Origin of the sequence: Bradyrhizobium sp. 141 (assembly GCF_023074055.1) — a bacterium.
Classification (GTDB): Bacteria; Pseudomonadota; Alphaproteobacteria; order Rhizobiales; family Xanthobacteraceae; genus Bradyrhizobium.
Window position 1 is genome coordinate 85,486 of record NZ_JADPKR010000111.1, and the last position, 19,102, is coordinate 104,587.

At 60.4% G+C, this 19,102-nt stretch carries 15 protein-coding genes and 3 pseudogenes; 8 read left to right on the forward strand and 10 right to left on the reverse strand.

Annotation, left to right across the window (positions count from 1 at the left end; all coding sequences use genetic code 11):
* Positions 1–94: 94 nt before the first annotated feature.
* Entirely contained in the window at positions 95–982 is an 888-nt protein-coding gene (locus IVA81_RS36850) for a LysR family transcriptional regulator (protein WP_247327354.1), read from the reverse strand.
* A gap of 191 nt (positions 983–1,173) precedes the next feature.
* Here IVA81_RS36850 and IVA81_RS36855 point away from each other — a divergent pair, with 191 nt between their 5' ends.
* From IVA81_RS36855 to IVA81_RS36865, 3 genes are all read left to right on the forward strand, one after another.
* Positions 1,174–1,998: a 3-hydroxybutyrate dehydrogenase gene (locus tag IVA81_RS36855; protein WP_247327356.1), complete on the forward strand. Its 825-nt coding sequence runs from the start codon at positions 1,174–1,176 to the stop codon at positions 1,996–1,998.
* A gap of 70 nt (positions 1,999–2,068) precedes the next feature.
* Entirely contained in the window at positions 2,069–3,220 is a 1,152-nt protein-coding gene (locus IVA81_RS36860; protein WP_247327358.1) for a patatin-like phospholipase family protein, read from the forward strand.
* Between the two features lie 88 nt (positions 3,221–3,308).
* Positions 3,309–3,593 (forward strand): DUF2798 domain-containing protein, encoded by a 285-nt coding sequence (locus IVA81_RS36865; RefSeq protein WP_247327359.1) that lies wholly within the window; start codon positions 3,309–3,311, stop codon positions 3,591–3,593.
* A 6-nt stretch (positions 3,594–3,599) separates the two neighbouring features.
* On the opposite strand, the pseudogene IVA81_RS36870 reads toward IVA81_RS36865, so the two are convergent.
* The 5 genes and pseudogenes from IVA81_RS36870 to IVA81_RS36890 all read right to left on the reverse strand — a co-directional run bounded on the left by IVA81_RS36870 (position 3,600) and on the right by IVA81_RS36890 (position 7,263).
* A pseudogene (locus IVA81_RS36870) lies at positions 3,600–4,658 on the reverse strand (methyltransferase domain-containing protein).
* 71 nt (positions 4,659–4,729) lie between these two features.
* Positions 4,730–5,242, reverse strand: a complete 513-nt coding sequence (locus IVA81_RS36875) for a DoxX family protein (RefSeq protein WP_247327360.1) — start codon at positions 5,240–5,242, stop codon at positions 4,730–4,732.
* On the reverse strand, positions 5,239–6,021 hold the full coding sequence (locus tag IVA81_RS36880) for a DNA-binding domain-containing protein (protein WP_247327361.1): 783 nt from the start codon (positions 6,019–6,021) through the stop codon (positions 5,239–5,241). Before IVA81_RS36880 ends, IVA81_RS36875 begins: the two co-directional genes overlap by 4 nt.
* Positions 6,011–6,916, reverse strand: a pseudogene (locus tag IVA81_RS36885) (DUF692 domain-containing protein). Before IVA81_RS36885 ends, IVA81_RS36880 begins: the two are co-directional and overlap by 11 nt.
* Positions 6,917–6,957: 41 nt before the next feature.
* Complete coding sequence (locus IVA81_RS36890; RefSeq protein WP_071911278.1) at positions 6,958–7,263, reverse strand: DUF2282 domain-containing protein; 306 nt, start codon at positions 7,261–7,263, stop codon at positions 6,958–6,960.
* Between the two features lie 297 nt (positions 7,264–7,560).
* On the opposite strand from IVA81_RS36890, the gene IVA81_RS36895 reads away from it, so the two are divergent.
* The gene (locus IVA81_RS36895) at positions 7,561–9,651 is read left to right on the forward strand and encodes an adenylate/guanylate cyclase domain-containing protein (protein WP_247327362.1); all 2,091 of its coding nucleotides are present in this window, start codon (positions 7,561–7,563) and stop codon (positions 9,649–9,651) included.
* A 144-nt stretch (positions 9,652–9,795) separates the two neighbouring features.
* On the opposite strand, the gene IVA81_RS36900 is transcribed toward IVA81_RS36895, so the two are convergent.
* Together IVA81_RS36900 and lipA are read right to left on the reverse strand one after the other, a co-directional pair.
* The gene (locus IVA81_RS36900) at positions 9,796–11,112 is read right to left on the reverse strand and encodes an integrase family protein (protein ID WP_346659433.1); all 1,317 of its coding nucleotides are present in this window, start codon (positions 11,110–11,112) and stop codon (positions 9,796–9,798) included.
* Positions 11,113–11,739: 627 nt separating this feature from the next.
* Positions 11,740–12,708 carry a lipoyl synthase gene (lipA, locus tag IVA81_RS36905; protein ID WP_247327363.1) on the reverse strand — a complete coding sequence of 323 codons (969 nt, stop codon included), beginning with the start codon at positions 12,706–12,708 and terminating at the stop codon, positions 11,740–11,742.
* Positions 12,709–13,272: 564 nt separating this feature from the next.
* Between lipA and aceE the strand changes: the two are divergent.
* Positions 13,273–14,601, forward strand: a pseudogene (aceE, locus tag IVA81_RS36910) (pyruvate dehydrogenase (acetyl-transferring), homodimeric type); the annotation flags it as partial.
* A gap of 20 nt (positions 14,602–14,621) precedes the next feature.
* A complete protein-coding gene (locus IVA81_RS36915) occupies positions 14,622–14,843 on the forward strand; it encodes a hypothetical protein (RefSeq protein WP_247327364.1) in 222 nt (73 codons plus the stop codon).
* A gap of 907 nt (positions 14,844–15,750) precedes the next feature.
* Here IVA81_RS36915 and IVA81_RS36920 read toward each other — a convergent pair.
* Together IVA81_RS36920 and IVA81_RS36925 are read right to left on the reverse strand one after the other, a co-directional pair.
* The gene (locus IVA81_RS36920) at positions 15,751–15,942 is read right to left on the reverse strand and encodes a hypothetical protein (protein ID WP_247327366.1); all 192 of its coding nucleotides are present in this window, start codon (positions 15,940–15,942) and stop codon (positions 15,751–15,753) included.
* Between the two features lie 624 nt (positions 15,943–16,566).
* Positions 16,567–17,040 carry a helix-turn-helix domain-containing protein gene (locus IVA81_RS36925; protein WP_247327368.1) on the reverse strand — a complete coding sequence of 158 codons (474 nt, stop codon included), beginning with the start codon at positions 17,038–17,040 and terminating at the stop codon, positions 16,567–16,569.
* Positions 17,041–17,141: 101 nt separating this feature from the next.
* On the opposite strand from IVA81_RS36925, the gene IVA81_RS36930 reads away from it, so the two are divergent.
* Entirely contained in the window at positions 17,142–18,116 is a 975-nt protein-coding gene (locus IVA81_RS36930) for a zinc-dependent alcohol dehydrogenase family protein (RefSeq protein WP_247327371.1), read from the forward strand.
* A gap of 93 nt (positions 18,117–18,209) precedes the next feature.
* Complete coding sequence (locus IVA81_RS36935; protein WP_247327373.1) at positions 18,210–18,929, forward strand: hypothetical protein; 720 nt, start codon at positions 18,210–18,212, stop codon at positions 18,927–18,929.
* Positions 18,930–19,102: the final 173 nt, after the last annotated feature.

The following is a 19,102-nucleotide window of genomic DNA, read 5'->3' on the forward strand; positions in this document are numbered from 1 at the left end:
GAAGCAGCGAGCACCCGAGCGCCGCTATACTTCGCGATGGCGACAATTCAACCTTGAAATGGAGAGCCGTCGTCCGCGTCAGAAGGTGTGGGAACTAGCCCGCAATCTCCCGCCAATCGGCGCCACGCAGCATGCGCATCACGGCGTTGGCCACGGCGGTGCGCTGGCGGCCGGCGACGCCGTAGAGGTTGACGGTGCGGCGGGCGTCGAGGCCTGCGACGGCGGTGCGTTTAAGGCTCGCCGGCACGGGGGAGGTATGCGGCACCATGGCAACGCCAATATCGGCTTCAACTAGCTCGATCAGGTCGCGCTCACTCGAAATCTCGTGGCTGTGGCCAACGTCGATGCCGTGCTCCCGCAGGCTCGCCGAGATGCGCCTTGCATGCTCGCAATAATTTCGGCTCAGCAACTGCTCCGAACGAAGGTCGTCGAACTCGATGCTGCTGCGCTCGGCAAGCGGATGATCCTTGCTGACGACAAGGTCGAAGTCCTCGGTGAACAGCGGCCAGACGTCGAGCCGCTCCCAGGCTTCATCGATCTCGGCGGCGATCCCGAGCTCGGCCTCACCCTTCTTCAGGAATTCGCCGACCTCGCGGCTCGAGCCGCGCAGGAAGCGGAATTCGAGCCGGTTGAACTGTCGCCTGATCTGGTTGAGATGGGGAATGAGCAGGGCGAGATCGATCGAGTGCGTGAGCGCGACGCGCAGCGCGCCGATCTCGCCGCTTTTGAAGGACGAGGCGAGCGAGCGCGCGCCGGCCGCGGCCTCGTAACACTGCTTCAGGAGCGGATGCATGCGCTGCCCGAGCTCGGTGAGCTGCGCTGCCGGCCGCTCGCGCCGGAACAGATCGCCGCCGAGTTCGGCCTCGAGCTGCTTGATGGCGCGGGTCAGCGAGGGTTGCGTCACATTGCACTCATCGGCCGCGCGGGTGAAGTTCAACACCTGCGCCACAGCGAGGAAATAGCGGACCTGGTGCATCTCCATGGATCGGCTCCCAGCAAAATCGATCCGGAATCTACCCGATTGGGTCCGCGAATGACATCCCAACCGCTATAGCGCGGGCGTATGGTTTCGGAAGCCAACCGGCATTTCCGTCAGCCCAGGCCATCCCTCAGAGTTCGCGAAAGCCGCGGCTCGGTCACGAGGCCGACAATCGCCAACGGAGGGTCTGAGCCATGAATATTCCAGTCAAATCGCAGACAGCCGCGCCCGCACGGACGCTGGTCGGGAAGGTTGCGCTGATCACGGGCTCAACCAGCGGCATTGGGCTCGGGATCGCCCGGGCGCTCGCCGCAGCCGGTGCCGACATTGTGCTGAATGGACTTGGCGTCGCCGACGAGATTGGCAGGACGCGCGAGCAGATCGCCGCCGAGTTCGGTGTCAAGGCGAGCTTTTCGCCGGCCGATATGACCAGGCCGAAATCGATCGCGGAGATGATCGCGGCCACCGTCGCGCAATCCGGCCGCCTAGACATTCTCGTCAACAACGCCGGCATCCAGCATGTGGCGCCGCTCGAGCAGTTTCCGGTCGAGAAATGGGACCAGATCCTTGCGATCAACCTGTCGTCGGCCTTCCACACCACGCGGCTCGCGCTGCCTGCGATGCGCCAGAACGGGTTCGGCCGCATCATCAACGTTTCCTCGACGCATGGTCTCATCGCGTCTCCGTTCAAGGCGGCCTATGTGGCGGCCAAGCACGGCATTGTCGGCCTGACCAAGGTAACGGCGCTGGAGACTGCGGAAGCGGGCATCACCTGCAACGCGATCTGCCCCGGCTATGTCTACACGCCGCTGGTCGAGGCGCAGATCGACGGCCAGGCCAAGGCGCATGGCATTTCCCGCGACCAGGTGATCCGTGACGTGCTGCTGGCGCAGCAGCCCAACAAGCGCTTCACCACGGTGGAAGAACTCGGCGCGCTCACGGTGTTTCTGTCGACCGAGGCGGCGGGCTCGATCACCGGCATCGCGCTGCCGGTCGACGGTGGCTGGACCGCGCATTGACATGGGCCGGCGCAACAAATCGCGGCGAGTGACGAATATCCAACCAGTGCAAGCTCATCAGGAGCGAGACATGAACGGCATGCAGGGCAATACCCAGAGTATCAGGTCAGGAGACCTGCCGGGCCAGATCGTGCTGGTGCTCCAGGGCGGGGGCGCGCTGGGCTCGTACCAGGCCGGTGTCTACCAGGCGCTGCACGAGGCCGGCATCGAGCCGGACTGGATCATCGGTACCTCGATCGGCGCCATCAATGCCAGCCTGATCGCAGGCAATGAGCCGCAGCACCGGCTTGCTCACCTGAAGGAGTTTTGGAAGCGGATGGAGCAGAATCCGGTCTGGAGCTTCCGCACCGCATTCCCCGGCTTCAACGAAAAGCTCAGCTACTGGTCGACCGTCACCAACGGCATTCCCGGCTTCTTCCGGCCCAATCCCTTGGCGCATGCTGGTGATTCCTATCCGCTCGGCGCCGATCACGCGGGCTTCTATTCCACCGCGCCGCTGGAAAAGACGCTGAACGATCTCGTCGACTTCAGCCTGGTCAACCGCTGCAGCCCACGGCTCACGGTGGGCGCCGCCCATGTGCGTTCCAGCCAGATGCGCTATTTCGACAGCAGTGACGGCGAATTGACGGTGAAGCATGTGATGGCGTCAGGCGCGCTGCCGCCGGCGTTTCCGGCCGTGCGCATCGACGGCGAGCTTTATTGGGACGGGGGCATTCTCTCCAACACGCCGACAGAGGCTGTGTTCGACGACAATCCGCGCAAGAATTCGCTGATCTTCGCGGTGCATCTCTGGAATCCCTTAGGCGCCGAGCCGACCACGGTGGCGGAGGTGCTCAATCGTCACAAGGACGTGCAGTATTCTAGCCGCATCGCCAGCCAGATCGCGCGCCAGCAGCAGGCGCATCGCCTGCGTCACGTCATCAATCAGCTCGCCGCGCGCCTACCCGAGAGCGAGCGCCGCGATCCTGCGGTGCGCGAGTTGACAAGCTATGGCTGCCCGACGCGCATGCACGTGGTGCGGCTGCTCGCCCCGCAACTCGGCCACGAGACCCACACCAAGGACATCGACTTCAGCCCCTCCGGCATTATGCAGCGCTGGGACGCCGGCTACGCGCACACGCGGTCCGTGCTGGCGCGGAGGCCGTGGGAGGGCGAGTTCGATCCGCTCTCCGGCGTCATTTTGCACGAGCAGCAGGAGATGATGCCGATTGCGGCAGAGTGATCAGACTATGAGCACACTTCGTCATTCCCGCGCATTGAAATCGGAGTTCGCACCAGTAGTGTAGCTTCATCGAGATGGGTTGGTGCCAATGTTCGCAATCCCACGTCGCTACAGTCACTTTGTGTTTAGCGTCATCCAGTCGGGCCTGACGTCCTTTATCGCAGCGGGAATCGCGAGCTATTCTGCCGCCGTGCCGGGACATTTTCTTTGGAATTGGATGGTGTCCTGGCTGGTGTCGTGGGTTGCGATGGCGCCGGTAGTTCTATTGGCCGCGCCGGCCATCCGATCGCTGGCGCTTGCCCTCACGCGCGATGAAGCCGTGCTCTCAGGAGAGAGCAGCGGACGTCCGGGGATAATATACCCGGACGTCTGAAGCCACCTATGGACGCGCCTCCAGGATGAGGTTGAACGGTGTCTCCGCGGCACGGCGGAAGCGCGTGAAGCCGCCCTGGAGGGCGACCTCGCGCAATCTTGCTTCACCGGCCTGGGCACCCAGCGCCAATCCCACTTCCTGATCCAGCGACGCCGGCGTGCAGACCATCGTCGATGCGGCGTAGTAGACACGTCCGACCGGGTTCAAATTGTCCTCGAGACGGTCCTTCGCGAACGGTTCGATCAGAAGGCAGGTGCCGTCATCGGCCAGAGTCGAGCGGGTGTGATGAAGCGCGCCGATGGGATCGCCCATGTCATGGAGACAATCGAAGAAGCACACGAGGTCATAAGCATGCGCCGGGAAGGTCTTGGCGGAATGAACCTCGAATTGCAACCGGCCTGACAGGCCAGCCTCGCTTGCTGCCTTGCGGGCAGTTTCGATCGAGCCGTCGTGGTAGTCGAACCCGTAGAACGTCGAATTGGGGAACGCCTCGGCCATCAACCGCGTCGAGACGCCGTGTCCGCAGCCGACGTCGGCTACCTTGGCGCCACGCTTGAGCTTGTCGACGACGCCAGCGAGCGCCGGCAGCCAGTCCTGGACCAGATAGTGCTTGTAGCTGGTGCGGAAGAAGCGCGCTGTTCCGCAGAACAAGCACTCGCTGCGCTTGTTCCAGCCTACCCCCTTGCCGGTCTTGAAGGCATCCGAGATTTTGGGCTCGTCGAGGAATGTTGCCGAAACCAAGCTGCCGACGGCGCCGAGGAAAACCGGGCTGTCCTCGTCGGCCAGCGCCAAGATCTGCTCGGGCAGCATCGAGAACTTGCCGGACGTGCTGTCGTATTCGACATAGCCCGATGCGGCCTACGCCGACAGCCATTCACGAACGTACCGCTCGGCAGTGCCGGTCGCCTTGGCCAGGGCGGCCGAATCCATCGGGCCACCTTTAGCGAGCGCCTTGTAGAGGCCGAGTTTGTCGCCGAGCAGCATGAGCGACGCGCTCATGGCTGCACCCACGTCGCCGATCATCTTTCCCATGAACGAATTCAGGCGGTCTTCGTTGACTTCCATGACGTTCCTCCATTGCGTTCGGGTTGGGACTTGAGGGACTTCGCGCAGGGACGGCCGCAGCTAACCACGCGCTATCTGTCGGGATGCATCACAAACTTGCAAAGCAAATGATCGAGCGAGATGCGACCCGGCCCATAAGCCATGATGCCGAGCGCCATTGCGGCCCAGGTGATGTGGACCGGCCAGCCGTCGGGCACGGTGAGCTCGACGATGACGGTCATGACGAGAAGGCCGAGCGCGGCAAAGCGCGTGCCGAGGCCGAGCACCAGCAGAATAGGAAACATGATCTCGCCGCAGCCGGACAGGAAAGCCATCGCCGTCGGAATCGGGTAGTGATAGGGGCCGCCGGGCAGATGCAGCATGAACTCGTCGGTGAACAGCGTCACGGCCACGTCGCTCAGCTTGAGGAAGCCGCTCCATTTGAGGATGCCGGAACGCCAAAATGGGTCCGCCAATGCCAGGCGCAGCACAAGCTGCACCATGGACGGAGTTGCGATCGCCTGGACAAGACCATTGGCTTTGTCGACGAGCACGCCGAAAGAGGGCAGAGTAGTTGCGGGCACGATGCGTTGTTCCGAAATCATCTTGCGTCTCCAGACGTCAGCGAGGCGAAGGCGCCCGCCTCGAACAGGCCGGCGATGTTGGTGGCGAGATCGAAGTCGGGTGCGTCTTCCAGCGCCGCTGCGGTAGCCTCTGCCAGCATGCATCCTGACATCAGGCAGGTCAGGAAGACCGCGCCGCCCGGCGGTAACAGTTGCACTGCGACGTCGACGTCCGGCCGCGTTATCAGGGCATCTTCCGGTCCCGATGCGTCGATGGTGCCGGCAGAGTCTGCGCCCCGGTTGGCTGCAAAGATCGTCACCGCCGCGAAGGACGATCGCACCACGCGCGTCGCTGGATGCAACGTGAAGACGAGGCTGGCCAGACGATCCGGCGTTATCGTGGCAAGAGCGGACGGCAATAGAGGCGTGCTGTCGGCAGCGTGATAGGCGTCAAGCCACGCCCGCTCAATCCGTGCGACGTCGGCGAGCCAGGGCAGCGATTGAGCATGTTCATAGCCTTCAATGAAGGCCGGAAAATCGCGGCCGTAGTCGAACAGTAGCGGGGACGTCGGCGGAGTTTCGCGGACATGGAAACGCGCCACGGCTCGGAAAAAATCTGCCCCCGTCAGACGCCGCACTGCCGGGTAGATCGAAGCGAGCGCGTCGATCAGGCTCACCGTGACGTTGTTGCGATAGACGTTGTAGCACTTGACTGCCGATTTGCCGCACGGCCCGGTCACGATGCTGGGAACCTGGTCGACAGGATCGAGCAAGGCCGGAGCGAACGCTGCCGCGTAGGAGGTGTGCAGTTCAGGCTGCATGACGAATCCTCCCGACATGACGATCCAGGATCGCCTGTGCGGCGGCCGCCTCGGCCTTCAGGACCAGCCAATCCGGAATGTTGCTGTCCCATTCAATCAGCGTCGGAACGGGGCCACGGCGTGCGATCACGATCTCGAACAGCTTCCACACCGCGTCCGCGACCGGACCGTCATGGCTGTCGATCAGCAACCGCTCGCCTTCGTCGTCGCTCTGCGCGGTGTGGCCGGCGAGGTGAATTTCGCCGACGCGCGCCAAAGGGAAGTCGGCGAGATATTGTAACGCGGAGAAACAGTGGTTGGCCGCGGAGACGAAGACGTTGTTGACGTCGAGCAACAGGCCGCAGCCGGTACGCTCGGCGACGGTGCGGATGAAATCGGTTTCGCACATTGTCGAGTTGCGAAATGCCACATACGTCGAAGGGTTTTCCAGCATGATGGGCCGCCGGATCGCGTCCTGCACCTCGTCGATGTGGTCGCAGACGCGAGCGAGCGTCGCCTTGTTATAGGGCAACGGCAGGAGATCGTTGAAGAAGCTGGTCTCGTGTGTCGACCATGCCAGATGCTCGGACACCAGAGCCGGCTGGTAGCGCGCGACGAGGCCGCGGAAACGCGCCAGATGCGCGCGGTCGAGCGGGGCAGGTCCCCCGATCGACATTCAGACGCCGTGCAGCGAGAGCGGATGATCGCGGCGCAACCGTTCCAGCATCCGATGGGGCGGTCCGCCCGCGCCCATGTAGTTCTCGGCATGGACCTCAAAGAAACCACGCCGCGGACCTTCGTCAAGAATTGCGGTGAGGTGCTCGGGCTTGAAGCTGGTCCCGGCGATGCCGCCGACGGGAAGCGGAAAGCGGAGGGGAATGGCCGCAGACGTCCGGGGCCTGATCGTTGCGTCCATGTCGCTCCTCCGCGCTTGTTTGCCTTGATGCTGCGTTTGCCTCAAACCGGCTTGAGCGAGCCTTTCTTGCCACCGGGCAGCTCGATGCTGGCGCAAGTGCCACCCTGCACGAACTTCCATGCGTTACCCTGGAAATCGACGGTCGAAGTACCCTGGCAGGTCGTTCCTGGTCCGGCGGCGCAGTCATTCTGGCCCTTCAGCGCGACGCCGAAGCACTTTTCCTTCTTGGCCGCGATGGCGGCATCGGCCTCGGCCTTGGTCAGCGGAGCGGCGGTAGCGAGGGTCGCGAGCGCGGTTGAGATGGCGCCGGCGAGTACGAGCGAGCTGATGGTGGTCTTGGCAGACATGAGATCTCTCCTCTGGGGTGGGGCAAATGGGCCCATTGTCTCATTCGTCCTCGCCGCAGCCGCCGTTACCGGAAAAACCGCTCACGAGTTGGTGAGACCGCTGGGTGACGCGCACGACGTCGTGCGCTTGGCGGCGAATTAGGGGCGGGCGGGGGGATTACTCCAATGCCTACTCTCTATGGAGACGTTAGCCGGCGGGCATTGGCCGGGACTGCGGGCATTTGCGACATGTAACGAACGGCTGTGGGCCTGCGAAGAAGGTTACCAGTCGGCCTCACGAACCCGTCGGATCAAGCCATGAACGCCAGCCCCGGACGCGTGACATCAGGCCCGGCACCGCGGCGGCTGACGGTCAGCATCCGTCTCGCCGTATCGGCGCTGGTCCTGACTGCGATCCTTTTGACCGCGGCTTTGTCCAGCCTTCTGTGGTGGCGCACGGCAGAGGCAACCAGCCGGCAGCTCGCCTCGACCATCAATGAGCAGATCGTCGCCGCTGTCCGGAAGGAAGTCGGCGCGATCGTCGACGAAGCACGCGCAGCGCACACCGCGATCCGCACACTATTTCTGCAGAACGTGCTCGATACCCGCGAAGCCGACAAGCGCGAATTCGTATTCCTGTCGCAACTGCAATCGCAGGCGACGATTTCCTGGGTCGCGTTCGGATGGCCCGACGGCGCGTTCTTTGCGGCCCACAAGCTCGGCGACGGCCGCCTCGAGATGATGGAAATCTCGCTTACCGACCATGCCGGGCAGCGCCGGGTCGACGAGTATGATGTAGTGCCCGGCGACATCGAATTCGCTAACCGCCGTTTCGAGCCGACCGATTTCCGCGTTGCTGATCGCACCTGGTTCAAGACCGGCCTCAAAGCCGAAGAGCCCGAATGGTTCAAGGTCACGGATCATCCGACCGGGGAACGCCCGTCGATCGCCTTTGCGGGTCCGATCGACGTCTATCAGGAGCGCCAGGGGGTCCTGGCTATCATGATCGAATACACCCGTCTTGCACGCTTCCTTGCACAGCTCGAGGTCGGACGAACCGGAACTGCCTTCATCTTCGACGGAAGCGGGGAGCTCGTCGCCGCACCCGACAAGGAGGCCGATGAACTACATGCCGCGCGCGGCGAGCAGAAATTGTTGCCATTGGCGCAGACGGCGCTGGCCAAAGCCGGTGCCGACAAGGACGCTTGGCGCAGCCGGCTCACTTCCGGCGGCGAGGCCTATGAGGTTGCGCTCACGCCGCTGCCGTTTCCCGGCTGGCGGCTTGCAACCGTCATTCCCGAGGCTGAGTTTCTAGGCCCGGTCGAGACCACGCTGCGACGCCTGATCCTGGGCCTCGCCGTTGGTGCGGTGCTCGCGGCTTTGGCCTCGGCCTTGCTCGCGCGTACCGTGATCGCAGCACCGCTGTCCCGCGTCGTCGGCGAGATCCGTCATGTCGAAACTTTTGCGCTGGAGCTGGTGCGCCGCCATCCCTCGCGGCTTAAGGAGATCGCGAGCCTGTCGGGCGCGATCGCCGAGATGGCCGCCGGCCTTTCGGCCTTCCGAAAATTCATCCCGGCTGACCTCGTCCGCGCGCTTCTGCGTCAGGGCGTGGAGGCAAAACCCGGGGGAGCCGTTCAGGAGCTAAGCGTGATGTTCATCGACATCGCCGGCTTCACCGGTCTCTCCGAACGCATGGGTGATCGCGTCGTACCGCTCCTGTCGCGCTATCTGGACGTCGCTTCGGAAGTCATCGTCGCTAACGGCGGCACCATCGATAAGTTCATCGGCGATGCGGTCATGGCGTTTTGGGGAGCACCACAACCTCAAACGGATCATGCGCTGTTATGTTGCCGTGCGGCGCTCGCCTGCTGCAAGGCCATCGAGGAGTCCGGCCTCTCCGACGATCTCGGCCGCCCTCTCCATATCCGGATCGGCATCAATTCCGGCCAAATGCTGGTCGGCAATATCGGCTCGGAACTGCGCTTGAACTACACCGTAATCGGCGACGCCGTGAATGTCGCGAGCCGCCTTGAAAGCGCCAACAAGATCTATGGGACGCAGGTCCTTATCGGTGAAGAGACCTACCACTTGGCGCGGGGCACGATCATCACCCGTGAGGTTGACCGGATCGCAGTCTATGGACGGGAAGAGGGGCTTTCGACATACGAACTGATCGATCTTGCCGAGAAGCATGACGCAAGGCACTGCCCGTCTTGGGTAGTGCGCTATGAGCAAGGGCTTGCGAAATATCGAGATCGGGACCCGATCGGCGCCATAGTTGAGTTCGAGGCTGTGCTGCGAGAGCGGCCACAAGATCAGCCGGCCAACGTGCTACTAGAGCGCTGCCGGGAGTTGCAAGGTCAAACACCCAACGAGTGGCGCCCCGTTGCAGTCTTGAAGTCAAAATAGTGCTAACGGCGCTCTCGAGATGAAGTGTGCAAGTTGGGTTAGGAGCGCTAGGACTGGATCGATTCTTTGTCTCCGATTTGTTCAATGAGCCGAGCCTCAGATTGACCTTTACTCAATTTGCGCAACCGTTCGCCTCCCTGCTTGTCAGCGGAAGTGACGTTCTGGATCGCGCGCCGGTACGCGCCTCTCCCGAGCCAACCCTGCAGCGCATGATTTCGGGCGATGGATGTGCTCAACGCGGCAAATACCGCGCTGCTGATCGCCTGCTGCTGGCTGCGCAGATGATCTTCGAGAAGCTTGTGCCGCGTAATGTAGCCCGCGTTTACCCCGGGAATGGCGTGGTTCATCAAGAGCTTGGCGTCGACTTCGGATACGCCGGCTGCGGTTGCGAGCGTACGGAAGGTCTGACGGAGGTCGTTGCCCCACTTCGATAGCATTTCCCGGTCCTCTTTTGTTTCCGCCAAATGCCCCGACGCGCTGTCGGCAGGAAACACCCACTCTTGTGCTTGGAGGATACATGTGCCGACCAAATCGGATTGCGCGGACGAGGCAAAGGATCATCTGTCGCGACAACGGAATATCGAAGGCCTTCTTCTTGCCACCCTTCGGTTTCGCGATGTGCAGCGTGCGGCGCCGAAAGTCGATGTGTTCCGGCTTGGCCTCCTGGAGAGCAGTAGGCCTCGAACCGCATAGGAGAGTGAAGAGGTGGAACTCTCTGCGGATCGGATTGTCGAAAGCGGCGAGCTGCGCAAACCAGCCCTTCAAGTCAGCCGATCCCATGCCGGTATTGCGGCGCTCCTCGACATTCCAGTCGATCGCATCGGCTGGATTATCTGACGGCAGGGACCTATTCGTCTTCCGAGCATGATTGTAGATGGCCCGCAGGGTCCGCATGCTGCCATTGGCCATGTACGGACCGTTCTCCCTTGTGACTTCATCGTGCTTCTTGGCCACCCGAGCCGGGTCGGTTGCGAGCTCATCGAGGGTGGCGTCGAGCCATTCCGCAAAAATTCGTTCGATGTGATCACGATAGCCCTCGATGGTCGTTTCACTGCGGTTCTTCCGGATCAGATGCGCCTCGAGGTAACGTTCCCAGGCCTGCCTGAGAGTGATGCTCGCGACTGTTCCACCAGTTGTCATCGCCGGAACGGCATGCACTCTTTCGGCTTGTTTCTCGTCCTTCGGGTGCCGTCCCCGGCTGATCTGGGCCAAATACTCCTTGGCGGTGGCGCGCGCAGCTCGGGTCGACATCTCGCCGGCGTCGCCGATGGAAACCCTAATGGATGAAGCCCGCTTGCCGCCCCGCCTGAGGTCCCCTTGGACGGTAAAAGTCCTCCTTCGCTTTCCAATGACTACGAAAAAGCCCTTCAATTCTGTATCACGCGCTAGGTACCAGCCTTCCTTCGGAGCGGGCAGTTGAGCGATTACCTTGTCAGTGAGAGAAATTCGAATATCGGTCATGACGAGAGTCCACGGCCGCCAAAACGGTTTTCAAACGGTGTTGGCGGATTGAGCAGTTGGAAGGTTTGAGTTCGACGGAGCGCGAAACTATGCGAGGAAAACCCACAAACAAAGGGGCTTCCGAAGACTCGTCGTAGCGCGGCGTGCGTTTGGAAATTGCAGCGAAGGGATGATCTTGAACTCTTAATCAGCGGGTCCCAGGTTCGAGCCCTGGTGCGCCCACCAAATCAATGCCTTAGCCAGAGAAATCGTTTGAGCATCTGATTTTCAAGCGGTGATTTTGCTGTGGCGGAACCTCGCTGCAAAGTTGCTGTCAAGACGGCTCGCGGGTGCCGCAACCGGCGAATGCGATTTTCTCCAATGATGGATTGGAGCGAGAGTTCAAATTCTTCAATTGGATAGAAGGCGGCGTGTGCACAACGTGTGCATCGGGAGATCAAACGAAATCTCAGCACAGGTGACGTGAGCAGGCCCGTGGCGCATGGCACGATCTGAGTTTCGGAGGGCAGGAGGCGGGACAATGCTTGCGGGCGGTGGTCATCTGTTCGGCGCGGAATGATCAGTTATCGAGGATTTGACTCCCGCGATTGCGCAGTCGCCGCAAGTGGGGTAGCCGCGCGTCGGCCCTTAGTCGCGCCTGCGCGCGCGCAGTTTGCGGAAATGATCGCCGGCGTGATGGGAAGAGCGCGTCAACGGCGAGGCAGATACGAGCAAAAAGCCCTTGGCATAGGCGGTCTTCTCATAGGCATCGAATTCGTCGGGCGTCACAAAGCTGACCACGGGGTGATGCTTTCGCGTGGGTTGCAGATACTGGCCGATGGTCAGGAAGTCGACGTCTGCGGAGCGCAAATCGTCCATCAATTGCAGCACCTCGTTCCTGATCTCACCGAGGCCAACCATGATGCCGGACTTGGTGAAGATCTGCGGATCGAGCTCCTTCACGCGTTGCAGCAGTCGGACCGAGTGGAAGTAGCGCGCTCCAGGGCGCACCGCCAGATATCTTGACGGGACCGTTTCCAGATTGTGATTAAACACGTCCGGCTTCGCCGCCACGACCGTCTTGAGCGCGCCGTGCTTGCGCAGAAAATCCGGCGTCAGGATCTCGATCGACGTCGCCGGGCTCGCCGCGCGGATCGCGGCGATGGTCGCAGCGAAGTGTGCCGCCCCGCCATCGGCAAGATCGTCGCGATCGACCGACGTGACGACGACGTGCTCGAGCCCAAGCTTGGCAACGGCTTCGGCGACCTTGGCGGGTTCATCGGCCTCGAGCGGGCCGGGCAGGCCGGTGCGCACATTGCAGAACGCGCAGGCGCGCGTGCAAGTATCGCCCATGATCATGAAGGTCGCATGCTTCTTCGACCAGCACTCGCCGATATTGGGGCAGGACGCTTCCTCGCACACGGTGACGAGCTTGTTCTCGCGCACGATGCGTCTGGTCTCGGCCCAGGCGTCTGAACCCGGCGCCTTCACGCGGATCCACGCCGGCTTGCTCTGCAGGGGCGTCTCCGGGCGGTTCACCTTCTCGGGATGGCGTGGCGCGTCCGGTCGCAGCTTCGCGCGCGGGTCCTTGTTGAGGAGATCGAGTACGACGGTCATCTGGGCAACCTCGTGTTGCGCAAGAAGGCGCGGAGTATTCATCGCTGGCGAATTGACGTGCGCGAAAACGCAAAGACTGTCCGGCCGCAGACATTCTTTGTTCGTGCCGCGTTAGTCAAATCGTCATGCACCCACGCGCCGGCTGTTGTCCCGCCCCATGGCTCGCGTCCGCTCATACCGGCAACGCCCGCATTTGTTGGACGGCTCGACGGGTCCGATCTTTCGGGCGGAACCAGCAGCCCGTTTTCCGGAGCTTCAGACGAATGCCGGCCGATCATATCGGCGCGGTCGGGCGGCTGACCGACAATTCTGAGCAAAATGAAGGGCATGTGCGCGATCGCGAGGCCTCTTCGAGGTCTGGCACGAATGCTGCTTAGACGGCTGCAAAAGAATAAGCAGATCTGAAACAAGCACGGCGAGGGGAACGTTCAAATGCCAGCCAACACTCCATCTTTAACCTAGAGCGACGGGCATATCGCCTGCGTGGCATCGCGCGCCTCCACCCCGAGGCGGTGCAATGAACGATGACGCCTGACTTCTGCTTGGCATGCAAGGGAGAGAGTAATGACAGTCGCGGACGCGCACGATTTGGATCCGCAGGAGACCCGGGAGTGGCTCGATGCCCTGTTGGCGATCCGAGGTCACCGCGGCAGCGAGCGCGCCGAATTCGTCGTCAACGCCGTCATTGCCGCCGCGCGCGGTGGCGGCCTCGCTATTCAGCAGACGCTGACGACGCCCTATTGCAACACGATTCCGCTGGATCAGCAGCCGGCTCTGCCGGGCGATCGCGCCATCGAGCACAAGCTGCGGTCCATCATCCGGTGGAATGCTCTCGCCATCGTTCTGCGCGCCAACAAGGAAAGCTCGGAGCTCGGTGGACACATCGCGAGCTTCCAATCCGCCGCCACGCTCTATGACATCGGCTTCGGGCATTTCTGGCATGCGCCGACGGAAAAACACGGCGGCGATCTGATCTTCGTCCAGGGACACTGTTCGCCCGGCATCTATGCGCGCGCATTTCTCGAAGGGCGATTGAGCGAGGATCAGCTGCTCGGCTTCCGGCAGGAGACCGGTGGCAAGGGTCTGTCGAGCTATCCGCATCCCTGGCTGATGCCCGATTTCTGGCAGTTCCCGACGGTGTCGATGGGGCTGGGACCGCTGATGGCGATCTATCAGGCCCGGTTCCTGAAATATCTGGAGAACCACAAGCTGGCTGAGACCGCGAACCGCAAGGTCTGGGCCTTCATGGGTGACGGCGAAACCGACGAGCCGGAGTCGCTCGGCGCGATCTCGCTGGCCGGCCGCGAGAACCTCGACAATCTGATCTTCGTCATCAACTGCAACCTGCAGCGGCTCGACGGACCGGTGCGCGGCAACGGCAAGATCGTTCAGGAGCTCGAAAGCGTTTTCCGCGGCGCCGGCTGGAACGTCATCAAGGTGCTGTGGGGATCGGGCTGGGATCGGCTGTTGGCGAACGACAAGAGCGGGTTGCTGCTGAAGCGCATGGAGGAATGCGTCGACGGCGAGTACCAGGATTTCAAGAGCAAGAGCGGCGCTTATATCCGCGAGCATTTCTTCGGCAAGTACGACGAGCTGAAGCAACTCGTCGCCGACATGAGCGACGACGAGATCTGGAAACTTGCGCGGGGCGGTCACGATCCGGAGAAGGTGTTCGCGGCCTATACCGCGGCGGTGAACCACAAGGGACAGCCGACCGTCATTCTGCCCAAGACCGTCAAAGGCTACGGCATGGGCGAGTCCGGCGAAGGCCAGATGATCGCGCATCAGGCCAAGAAGATGACGCAGGACGCGCTGCGCGGATTCCGCGACCGCTTCCAGGTGCCGGTCAGCGACGATGAGCTGGCCAAGGTGCCCTTCATCCGTCCGGCGGAAGAGCAATCAGGAGTCTCAGCATGGCAACGCTAATCGTGATGGATCACAGCGGCGACAGCCGGCACTTCTTCGATAATTCTAGTGCAGACGCCTTGGCAGAAGCGGAGAGGCTGTTTTCGGAATTTACCGGCAAAGGATACACCGCAACGGTCCGGAAGGGGCCAGGTGAGGTAGTCAAGATCACCTCCTTCGATCCGGCCGCCGAAGAAACATTGTTCTTCCCGCGCCTTGTTGGCGGGTGATCATCAGGTGAAGAACAAATATGGTCCTCTCGGCCGCTGGAGCCTTCGAGGCCTGGCGGTTACCGAGCTGTACCAAGCAGCTAAGGACGAGAAAACCCTACATGCACGGTCAATGCGGCTTCTGCGGTATTGGCTTTCGCCTCAGCAAAGGGTCGAATTCGACACAAAGGGATACTTCGACGTCATAGGGTGCGATACCGGAACGCGCTACGCATTCGCCGAGGAACGTCTCAACGTCAACGAGATCGACGAACACGGGCGGCTAGGAACCGGGTGGTGTTTCGTCCCATTGGGTGGCTTGGCCCAGGGGGACGTCATGCTTTGCTCAAAAGTTAGCTCTTGAAAAGGACGAGAAGCGCGCCTTGAGCATCGCCAACAGTTTTCCGGGGCCGATCGGGTGGCGCCTACGCGGTAGTCGTCGCTCGGGAGAGAGAAGTTCCCGCGTGCGGCTTCGTCCGGGCTAGTGCGGTTGATCACCGCTTGCTCAAGATTCGATTAGCCATTTAAGGGATCGAGTGAGAACAAAGTCGTCACGACCAGCACGGTTCGGTTGCATTGCCAATCGGGTCCCAGCATTGGTTCAAAGAGTGCGCGAGGAGTGCCGAGTGCAATAGTGGTACCAGCTTCGAGCAGAAGAACGGCCGCCAGAACGAGCATTCGAGAGGTTGTCCAATTAACCTGCATGGCGCTTCCTCCAGTTGAAGCGCGCAGGCTATCCCTTTCGTTACCTACCGATTGAGAACTACTTCACTCGGGTCCCTGCATGCTCATCACACCCGCGTGCGGGAGGCCGCCGGTACGAACGGCGTGCCTCAAGGAATATAGTTGCGACGCGAGCCATAGGCCCCCGGTCGCGATGTGCCCCTTTCCGCCCATTGCATCCTCGATCATGGATGCCAGCGCACCTTTATCGCTCCGGTTGGGTGCTAGACACTGTCGGACCAATGGCACGCTCTACCTCTGTAGCCAACACGCTCAGATGATCGGCAAGCCTCGCGAACAACTCTCGTTTTCGCGGATCGGTGACTAGATCGCTGATCGATTTGCAATCGGCGGCATCGTTGCGGAGCTTCTCCAACTGCTCATGCATGTCTCTCATCTTAGATTGCCCCCGGCAGCATCCTCTATTCATTCAGTTGAATTGATGGAGGTATACTTGAGCGCCCGCCGATCCATTTCCGAACGGAGCAACTCAGCATAGTCACGAAAATTGTCACCAACAATGCGGGAGCGGCCGTCATTCGCGCGATCAGCCAACACTTGCCGCCGCACACTTTCCCAGAGAGACAATAAGGTCTGATCTTTCGAGCTTGAAAAGTTCATCCGCAGGCCCTCAGTATTTGGCCGCTCGGATCGTACCGCGTACCTCGTGAGCCCTGATTGTTCGGTGGCCGACATAGCCGTGGTGAAGCTAAACGCTCGTTGCACATTGGTCACACCGTCTGCAGGTTGCAGGTCAAACGGGAGATGACGCGGAAGATAACGATGATTCCGGTTTTAGCGCAGAAATCGAACACGGACGGTAAATTCACGCCGCGTCTGCCACTATACTGGGTACTGAAAGGAGGGCATCGACCCGCCAACAAGCTGCGGCTTACAGCATCGTCGTGGGTCACTCTGACAGCACGAGGAGAAGCTCGTCAAGGGTAGCTATGATCCGTTGTGTCTGGACGTTGCTCGCGTTCGCAGCAGCCGATACTAATTCGATTCACAGCACGTGTGATTACCTCCGCACTACAGGTCGCACCTGCTCTACTGGGACATGGTCGCCATTTTTACTGACGACCTTCAGAAACACTTCTTCCTTAGTCGCTTTGTCGATCATGCGGGAAGATCCCTTGCCGAGATGCTCATCTCCCCACTGGTTCAATGCCATCAGCACCGTGAACAATTTGATGCCGGCCTTAGTGGGCTCGTATTGGTATCGCTTTCGCGCGCCCGCCTCCTTGTAAGGTGTTTTTTCAAAGATGCCGTGCTCAACAAGCTTCTCTAGGCGATCGGACAGCACCGCCCTTGGCGCGCCCAGAAACTTATGAAAGTCCTGGAATCGGCGAACGCCCCATGAGGCCTCGCGCAAGATCAATAAGGTCCAGGTTTCACCAACAATGTCGAGCGTTCGCTTGATGGAGCAGTTGTTCTTTTGCTCGAAAATCCAGCGAAGATCCAGTTCGGGCGAATGCGCTTTTTCTGAGTTCATTGTTCATACACAGGTTGACGTTGATTAAAGTTCATTATACGAACTTAGCATGGTTTAGTGTCGAGCGGTCAGCGAACCGATAAGATTCTCGCGGAGGGACAATGAAGTTTTTGCAAATGACTAAGTTTGGCAATCCCACTGAGGTGGTTGAAGTTGTAGAAGGCGATCCACCCCCACCGCCGGCAGCAAATGAAGCCACGGTCGAAGTCGAATACTCACCGATCGGTCCCGCTGAACTTCTGATGATCCGTGGCATGTATGGGATCAGGCCACAGCCGCCGGCGCCGCTTGGGAACGAAGCTATTGGACGCGTTGTCGCCGTTGGAGCCTCGGTCAAAAGCGTAAAGACTGGCGATCGTGTCGCCATTCCGATCGGACTTCCCGTGTGGAGGCAGGCCATAACGGTCGCGGCCGCCGATCTCATCGTCTTGTCTGCGCAAGCCGATCCCCAACAGCTGTCAATGCTTCGGATCAATCCGCTGACAGCGGCATTGCTCTTAACCGAGTATGTCGAACTCGGCAAGGACGACTGGGTCATCCAGAACGCCGGCAATTCCGGTGTGGGACGCAGCGTCATTGCGTTTGCACGGGAGTTCGGACTGCGCTCGGTAAGCCTCGTGCGCAGACCCGAACTTGTGGATGAGCTGAAGTCAGCCGGAGCTGACGTCGTCCTTGTCGATGGACCCGACGTCGTGAAGCAAGTCGCAGCGGCTACCGGGAAGGCTAAAATCAAGCTGGGACTTGACGGCGTGGGTGGCGACTCCGCGCACTGGGTTGCGTCTTGCCTAACGTCGAACGCCAAGATGGTCGCCTATGGCGGCGTCAGCGGAAAGCCCGCGGCCGTGAGTCCCCTGAACATCATTTTCAAGCAGGTGACGCTGGAAGGGTTTTGGCTGTTCTATCCGCGCTTTCGAGATGCACACGAAAAGCTTGCGGCTCATACGCGGACAGCCGAGCGACTGATCACCGAAGGCAAACTGCACGTTCCGGTCGCCGGCGTTTATTCGCTCGAGCAGGCAACTCAGGCTATTGCGCATGTGCAAAAAGGCGGGAAAGTCCTTCTGAAACCCAACTAATGGATAATCAACGGTCAGGCGCCCTGAACTCTAGGGCCGCCTGAAACCGCAACCAGTCCGATATGGAAAGCCATAGGGCGAACCGGAGGAAGCATGACTGCACTTTTAGATCTGGTGCTCGAGTCTCACGGAACTCTTGAACGATGGCGAAAATTCATCGCGATCGATGTCAACCTTTCGATGCATGGTGAGCACTGGAAAAGAAAGGGATGGGACGGTGTCTTCAAAAATGTTCAATTGAAGGTGCAAACGAAAGAACAGCGAGCTTGCTATACGCATTTTACCGAAGAAGGCGTGCAAAGCATCTACGAGCCGGATCGTGTTCGGCTAGAGACAATCGACGGGAAGCTTATTGAGGAGCGTGTACATCCAAGAAAGGCGTTTGAAGGACACACCCTTCAAACTACGTGGGATAGGCTGCATCTGGCTTACTTTTCCGGGTATGCACTTTGGAATTATCTGAATACTCCATTTATGTTTGTCACTGAGAGTGCCAAAGCGGAGGAAATAGATCCTGTGTCCGATCAAGGCACGGTACGTCGGCGGCTGAAGATCACTTTTCCCGAAAAGGTTGGAACCCACTCTCCGGAACAGATATTCCACGTCGATGAAAACGGACTCATCGCTCGTTTGGATTATACCACGTTTGTGGCCGGTGGCGCTCCAGCCGCGCACTACATGTCCGAGTACAAGAACATTCAAGGGATAATGATGCCAACCAAACGGCGCGCGTTCAGGAGAAACCCGGACGGAACTTTAAATACTGAACCTGTCCTCGTCGGTATTGATATCTCTACAATTACTTTGACGTAAGAAAAAGCATTGAGACGACAGGAGCACGCAAGCAAAGGATATCGTCATTGTTAAGCAACAGCGGCCTGTCTTAGCTAGTCACGTGAATCTAAAGTTCGCCACATAAAGTCTGTTGAGCTTTGTGGCAGAAGCGTTTGACGGAAGCCAAAATCTGATCGGCTGACTTGGTCCAT

What these genes read in the sequence shown, in the direction of transcription:
- IVA81_RS36875 (WP_247327360.1), bottom strand. Translation starts at nt 5,242, where the DNA reads ATGATTTCGGAACAACGCATCGTGCCCGCAACTACTCTGCCCTCTTTC.
- IVA81_RS36850 (WP_247327354.1), bottom strand. Translation starts at nt 982, where the DNA reads ATGGAGATGCACCAGGTCCGCTATTTCCTCGCTGTGGCGCAGGTGTTG.
- IVA81_RS36915 (WP_247327364.1), top strand. Translation starts at nt 14,622, where the DNA reads ATGGCAACGCTAATCGTGATGGATCACAGCGGCGACAGCCGGCACTTC.
- IVA81_RS36895 (WP_247327362.1), top strand. Translation starts at nt 7,561, where the DNA reads ATGAACGCCAGCCCCGGACGCGTGACATCAGGCCCGGCACCGCGGCGG.
- IVA81_RS36855 (WP_247327356.1), top strand. Translation starts at nt 1,174, where the DNA reads ATGAATATTCCAGTCAAATCGCAGACAGCCGCGCCCGCACGGACGCTG.
- IVA81_RS36900 (WP_346659433.1), bottom strand. Translation starts at nt 11,112, where the DNA reads ATGACCGATATTCGAATTTCTCTCACTGACAAGGTAATCGCTCAACTG.
- IVA81_RS36920 (WP_247327366.1), bottom strand. Translation starts at nt 15,942, where the DNA reads ATGAGAGACATGCATGAGCAGTTGGAGAAGCTCCGCAACGATGCCGCC.
- IVA81_RS36925 (WP_247327368.1), bottom strand. Translation starts at nt 17,040, where the DNA reads ATGAACTCAGAAAAAGCGCATTCGCCCGAACTGGATCTTCGCTGGATT.
- IVA81_RS36930 (WP_247327371.1), top strand. Translation starts at nt 17,142, where the DNA reads ATGAAGTTTTTGCAAATGACTAAGTTTGGCAATCCCACTGAGGTGGTT.
- IVA81_RS36860 (WP_247327358.1), top strand. Translation starts at nt 2,069, where the DNA reads ATGAACGGCATGCAGGGCAATACCCAGAGTATCAGGTCAGGAGACCTG.
- IVA81_RS36865 (WP_247327359.1), top strand. Translation starts at nt 3,309, where the DNA reads ATGTTCGCAATCCCACGTCGCTACAGTCACTTTGTGTTTAGCGTCATC.
- IVA81_RS36880 (WP_247327361.1), bottom strand. Translation starts at nt 6,021, where the DNA reads ATGCAGCCTGAACTGCACACCTCCTACGCGGCAGCGTTCGCTCCGGCC.
- lipA (WP_247327363.1), bottom strand. Translation starts at nt 12,708, where the DNA reads ATGACCGTCGTACTCGATCTCCTCAACAAGGACCCGCGCGCGAAGCTG.
- IVA81_RS36890 (WP_071911278.1), bottom strand. Translation starts at nt 7,263, where the DNA reads ATGTCTGCCAAGACCACCATCAGCTCGCTCGTACTCGCCGGCGCCATC.
- IVA81_RS36935 (WP_247327373.1), top strand. Translation starts at nt 18,210, where the DNA reads ATGACTGCACTTTTAGATCTGGTGCTCGAGTCTCACGGAACTCTTGAA.